The following is a 5,546-nucleotide window of genomic DNA, read 5'->3' on the forward strand; positions in this document are numbered from 1 at the left end:
TCTCCTATCGGTGGGTGGTGCTTCGTGGGTGAATGCGCGAAGGCACACCCCGACCGGGGTGTGCTTGGTGGTGAATGGGCGAAGGCCCCGGAACACTGGGTTTCGGGGCCTTCGCTCGTGAAGAATATTGCGGCGGTGACTTACTCTCCCACACCCTGTCGAGTGCAGTACCATCAGCGCTGGCAGGCTTAGCTTCCGGGTTCGGAATGGGACCGGGCGTTTCCCTGCCGCTATGACCACCGCAAAACCATGGGACGAACACGCTCGCACGTGTCCGGTTTCTGCGGAACCACCCAGGACCGCTGCCGGCCGGGATGGTCATTGTTCTAGTGGACGCGAAGCATACTTCCAACCATCGGTTGGTGTGCTCTCATAAGAGGATTCAAACACGGTGTTGTGTGTGCTTGTGTTACCCGACCCGAACACACCCAGAAAAGGGTGGTGGGTGAGTGATCGGCGTATTAGTACCAGTCAGCTCCACGCATTGCTGCGCTTCCACATCTGGCCTATCAACCCCATAGTCTGTAGGGCGCCTCAATGGAAATCTCATCTTGAAGCAGGCTTCCCGCTTAGATGCTTTCAGCGGTTATCCTTTCCGAACGTAGCCAACCAGCCATGCACCTGGCGGTACAACTGGCACACCAGAGGTTCGTCCGTCCCGGTCCTCTCGTACTAAGGACAGCCCTTCTCAAATTTCCTACGCACGCAGCGGATAGGGACCGAACTGTCTCACGACGTTCTAAACCCAGCTCGCGTACCGCTTTAATGGGCGAACAGCCCAACCCTTGGGACCGACTACAGCCCCAGGATGCGACGAGCCGACATCGAGGTGCCAAACCATGCCGTCGATATGGACTCTTGGGCAAGATCAGCCTGTTATCCCCGAGGTACCTTTTATCCGTTGAGCGACCGCGATTCCACAATCCACGGCCGGGTCACTAGTCCCAGCTTTCGCTCCTGCTCGACACGTCCGTCTCACAGTCAAGCTCCCTTGTGCACTTACACTCGACACCTGATTGCCAACCAGGCTGAGGGAACCTTTGGGCGCCTCCGTTACTCTTTGGGAGGCAACCGCCCCAGTTAAACTACCCATCAGGCACTGTCCCTGAACCCGATCAGGGTCCGAAGTTAAGGAATCCACTATGGCCAGAGTGGTATTTCAACGATGACTCCACACACACTGGCGTGCATGCTTCACAGTCTCCCACCTATCCTACACAAGCCACACCGAACACCAATACCAAACTGTAGTGAAGGTCTCGGGGTCTTTCCGTCCTGCTGCGCGTAACGAGCATCTTTACTCGTAGTGCAATTTCGCCGAGTTCGTGGTTGAGACAGTGGAGAAGTCGTTACGCCATTCGTGCAGGTCGGAACTTACCCGACAAGGAATTTCGCTACCTTAGGATGGTTATAGTTACCACCGCCGTTTACTGGGGCTTAAATTCTCCGCTTCGAACCGAAGTTCTAACAGGTCCTCTTAACCTTCCAGCACCGGGCAGGCGTCAGTCCGTATACATCGTCTTACAACTTCGCACGGACCTGTGTTTTTAGTAAACAGTCGCTTCTCCCTGGTCTCTGCGGCCACCACCAGCTCAGAAGAGAAAATCTTCCTCACCAGGATGGCCCCCCTTCTCCCGAAGTTACGGGGGCATTTTGCCGAGTTCCTTAACCACGATTATCTCGATCGCCTTAGTATTCTCTACCTGACCACCTGAGTCGGTAATAGGGTACGGGCGGCTAGAACCTCACGTCGATGCTTTTCTTGGCAGCATAGGATCACCGGATCACCCACCAGATGTGGGTGCCCATCAGCTCTCAGACACATGACAGACGGATTTACCTACCTGTCGTCCTACGACCTTAGACCACGACAACCATCGCGCGGCCCGGCTACCTTCCTGCGTCACACCTGTTAATACGCTTACCTACTACACATTCAGGTCCCACCCTCGACCGCACACCCGTCCCGAAGGACAGGAGACAGTCTCGGCTGGTTAGTATCACATGCCTCGGTATTGGCGGTTCTTCGCCGGTACGGGAATATCAACCCGTTGTCCATCGACTACGCCTGTCGGCCTCGCCTTAGGTCCCGACTTACCCAGGGCGGATTAGCCTAGCCCTGGAACCCTTGGTCATCCGGCGGACGGGTTTCTCACCCGTCTTTCGCTACTCATGCCTGCATTCTCACTCGTATAGCCTCCACCACTGGATCACTCCGCAGCTTCACCGGCCATACGACGCTCCCCTACCCAATACCACAACTCAACCAACCGGACATGCCGGCGGCTCATCACACGTGGTATTGCCACAACTTCGGCGGTGTACTTAAGCCCCGCTACATTATCGGCGCGGAATCACTTGACCAGTGAGCTATTACGCACTCTTTCAAGGGTGGCTGCTTCTAAGCCAACCTCCTGGTTGTCTTCGCAACTCCACATCCTTTCCCACTGAGCACACGCTTAGGGGCCTTAGTTGGTGGTCTGGGCTGTTTCCCTCTCGACTACGAAGCTTATCCCCCGCAGTCTCACTGCCACGCTTACACTTACCGGCATTCGGAGTTTGGTTGACGTCAGTAACCCGGTGGGGCCCATCAGCCATCCAGTAGCTCTACCTCCGGCAAGCAACACGCAACGCTGCACCTAAATGCATTTCGGGGAGAACCAGCTATCACAGAGTTTGATTGGCCTTTCACCCCTAACCACAGGTCATCCCCTCCATTTTCAACTGAAGTGGGTGCGGGCCTCCACACGCTCTTACACGTGCTTCACCCTGCCCATGGCTAGATCACTCCGCTTCGGGTCTAGGACACGCGACTCAGACGCCCTCTTCGGACTCGCTTTCGCTACGGCTACCCCACCAGGGTTAACCTCGCCACGCACCGCTAACTCGCAGGCTCATTCTTCAAAAGGCACGCCATCACCCCGAAAGGCTCTGACGGCTTGTAAGCACATGGTTTCAGGTACTATTTCACTCCCCTCCCGGGGTACTTTTCACCATTCCCTCACGGTACTATCCGCTATCGGTCATCAGGGAGTATTTAGCCTTACCAGGTGGTCCTGGCAGATTCACACGGGATTACACGAGTCCCGTCCTACTCGGGAACCATCACACACAACCAGCACACGTTTCGTCTACGGGACTCTCACCCACTCCGGTCAGGCTTCCCAACCTGTTCGACTACGCACACAACAGCCATGCCCAAGGAATGCAGCCCTCAGACGGATAGCCCCACAACACCGCACATGCAACACCTGCACGCTTGACACACACACGGTTTAGGCTCTTCCGCTTTCGCTCGCCACTACTCACGGAATCATTCTTATTTTCTCTTCCTGTGGGTACTGAGATGTTTCACTTCCCCACGTTCCCCCCACACACCCTATATATTCAGATGTGGGTCACGACACATGACATGTCGCGGGGTTCCCCCATTCGGACACCCTCGGATCACCGTTCGTTTACCAACTCCCCGAGGCTTATCGCAGGTTACAACGTCCTTCATCGGCTCCTGATGCCAAGGCATCCACCATGCGCTCTTGAACACTCACACACCCCCACACACTGACACGCAGCATGACCAGGAGCATCCGAGTCGGATAACACAAGAAACACAACAACAAAATCACACAGAACACCCCACACACACCCACGGCATGTATGCGATGTCCAGATGCTCGCGTCCACTATACGATTCTCAAACAACCAGCAGACCCCACCCCACACACCAACCCGAACGGTTGACGCCGGCAGCAGGACCGCCATCCACAGAAAAACACCCACCCACAAATGTGGGGGCCTGTTCTCCCAGGACCCAACAGCGTGCCCATCCCCCACCAACCGGACCGCACCCTGTGCGACCCGCCGGCAAGCACCCCCACCCGAATCCGAAGACCCCAGTGAGAGCAGTTCTTGTGATGTTCCACCCATGAGCAACCACCACGGACACGAACGGCCCGAGCGTGGCAACACATCATGTGTTAGCTCCTTAGAAAGGAGGTGATCCAGCCGCACCTTCCGGTACGGCTACCTTGTTACGACTTAGTCCCAATCACCAGTCCCACCTTCGACGGCTCCCCCCACAAGGGTTAGGCCACCGGCTTCGGGTGTTACCGACTTTCGTGACTTGACGGGCGGTGTGTACAAGGCCCGGGAACGTATTCACCGCAGCGTTGCTGATCTGCGATTACTAGCGACTCCGACTTCACGTAGTCGAGTTGCAGACTACGATCCGAACTGAGACCGGCTTTCTGGGATTCGCTCCGCCTCACGGCTTCGCAACCCTCTGTACCGACCATTGTAGCATGCGTGAAGCCCAAGACATAAAGGGCATGATGATTTGACGTCATCCCCACCTTCCTCCGAGTTGACCCCGGCAGTCTCCTATGAGTTCCCACCATCACGTGCTGGCAACATAGAACGAGGGTTGCGCTCGTTGCGGGACTTAACCCAACATCTCACGACACGAGCTGACGACAACCATGCACCACCTGTACACCAGCCCAAAGGGCTGAACCATCTCTGGCACATTCCGGTGTATGTCAAGCCTTGGTAAGGTTCTTCGCGTTGCATCGAATTAATCCGCATGCTCCGCCGCTTGTGCGGGCCCCCGTCAATTCCTTTGAGTTTTAGCCTTGCGGCCGTACTCCCCAGGCGGGGCACTTAATGCGTTAGCTACGGCGCGGAATCCGTGGAATGGACCCCACACCTAGTGCCCAACGTTTACGGCATGGACTACCAGGGTATCTAATCCTGTTCGCTCCCCATGCTTTCGCTCCTCAGCGTCAGTTACAGCCCAGAGTCCCGCCTTCGCCACCGGTGTTCCTCCTGATATCTGCGCATTTCACCGCTACACCAGGAATTCCAGACTCCCCTACTGCACTCTAGTCCGCCCGTACCCACTGCACGCGCAAGGTTGAGCCTTGCGTTTCCACAGCAGACGTGACAGACCACCTACGAGCTCTTTACGCCCAATAATTCCGGACAACGCTTGTACCCTACGTATTACCGCGGCTGCTGGCACGTAGTTAGCCGGTACTTCTTCTGCAGGTACCGTCACCCGAAGGCTTCTTCCCTACTGAAAGAGGTTTACAACCCGAAGGCCGTCATCCCCCACGCGGCGTCGCTGCATCAGGGTTTCCCCCATTGTGCAATATTCCCCACTGCTGCCTCCCGTAGGAGTCTGGGCCGTGTCTCAGTCCCAGTGTGGCCGGTCGCCCTCTCAGGCCGGCTACCCGTCGTCGCCTTGGTAGGCCATCACCCCACCAACAAGCTGATAGGCCGCGAGCCCATCCCCAACCGAAAAACTTTCCACCACCACTCCATGCGGAGAATGGTCATATCCGGTATTAGACCCAGTTTCCCGGGCTTATCCCAGAGTCAGGGGCAGGTTACTCACGTGTTACTCACCCGTTCGCCACTCATCCACCCACAGCAAGCTGCAGGCTTCAGCGTTCGACTTGCATGTGTTAAGCACGCCGCCAGCGTTCGTCCTGAGCCAGGATCAAACTCTCCATAAGAAAAATACAATCCCAGCCAAAAGAAAAAGA

At 56.3% G+C, this 5,546-nt stretch carries 3 rRNA genes; all 3 read right to left on the reverse strand.

Annotation, left to right across the window (positions count from 1 at the left end):
- Positions 1 to 127: 127 nt before the first annotated feature.
- Positions 128 to 244, reverse strand: a 5S ribosomal RNA gene (rrf, locus tag MTQ12_RS14630).
- A 197-nt stretch (positions 245 to 441) separates the two neighbouring features.
- Positions 442 to 3,550, reverse strand: a 23S ribosomal RNA gene (locus MTQ12_RS14635).
- A gap of 439 nt (positions 3,551 to 3,989) precedes the next feature.
- A 16S ribosomal RNA gene (locus MTQ12_RS14640) occupies positions 3,990 to 5,516 on the reverse strand.
- The 16S, 23S and 5S rRNA genes sit together here, the layout of an rRNA operon.
- Positions 5,517 to 5,546: the final 30 nt, after the last annotated feature.

It is taken from the genome of Brevibacterium sp. R8603A2, assembly GCF_023072605.1.
Lineage (GTDB): Bacteria > Actinomycetota > Actinomycetes > Actinomycetales > Brevibacteriaceae > Brevibacterium > Brevibacterium pityocampae.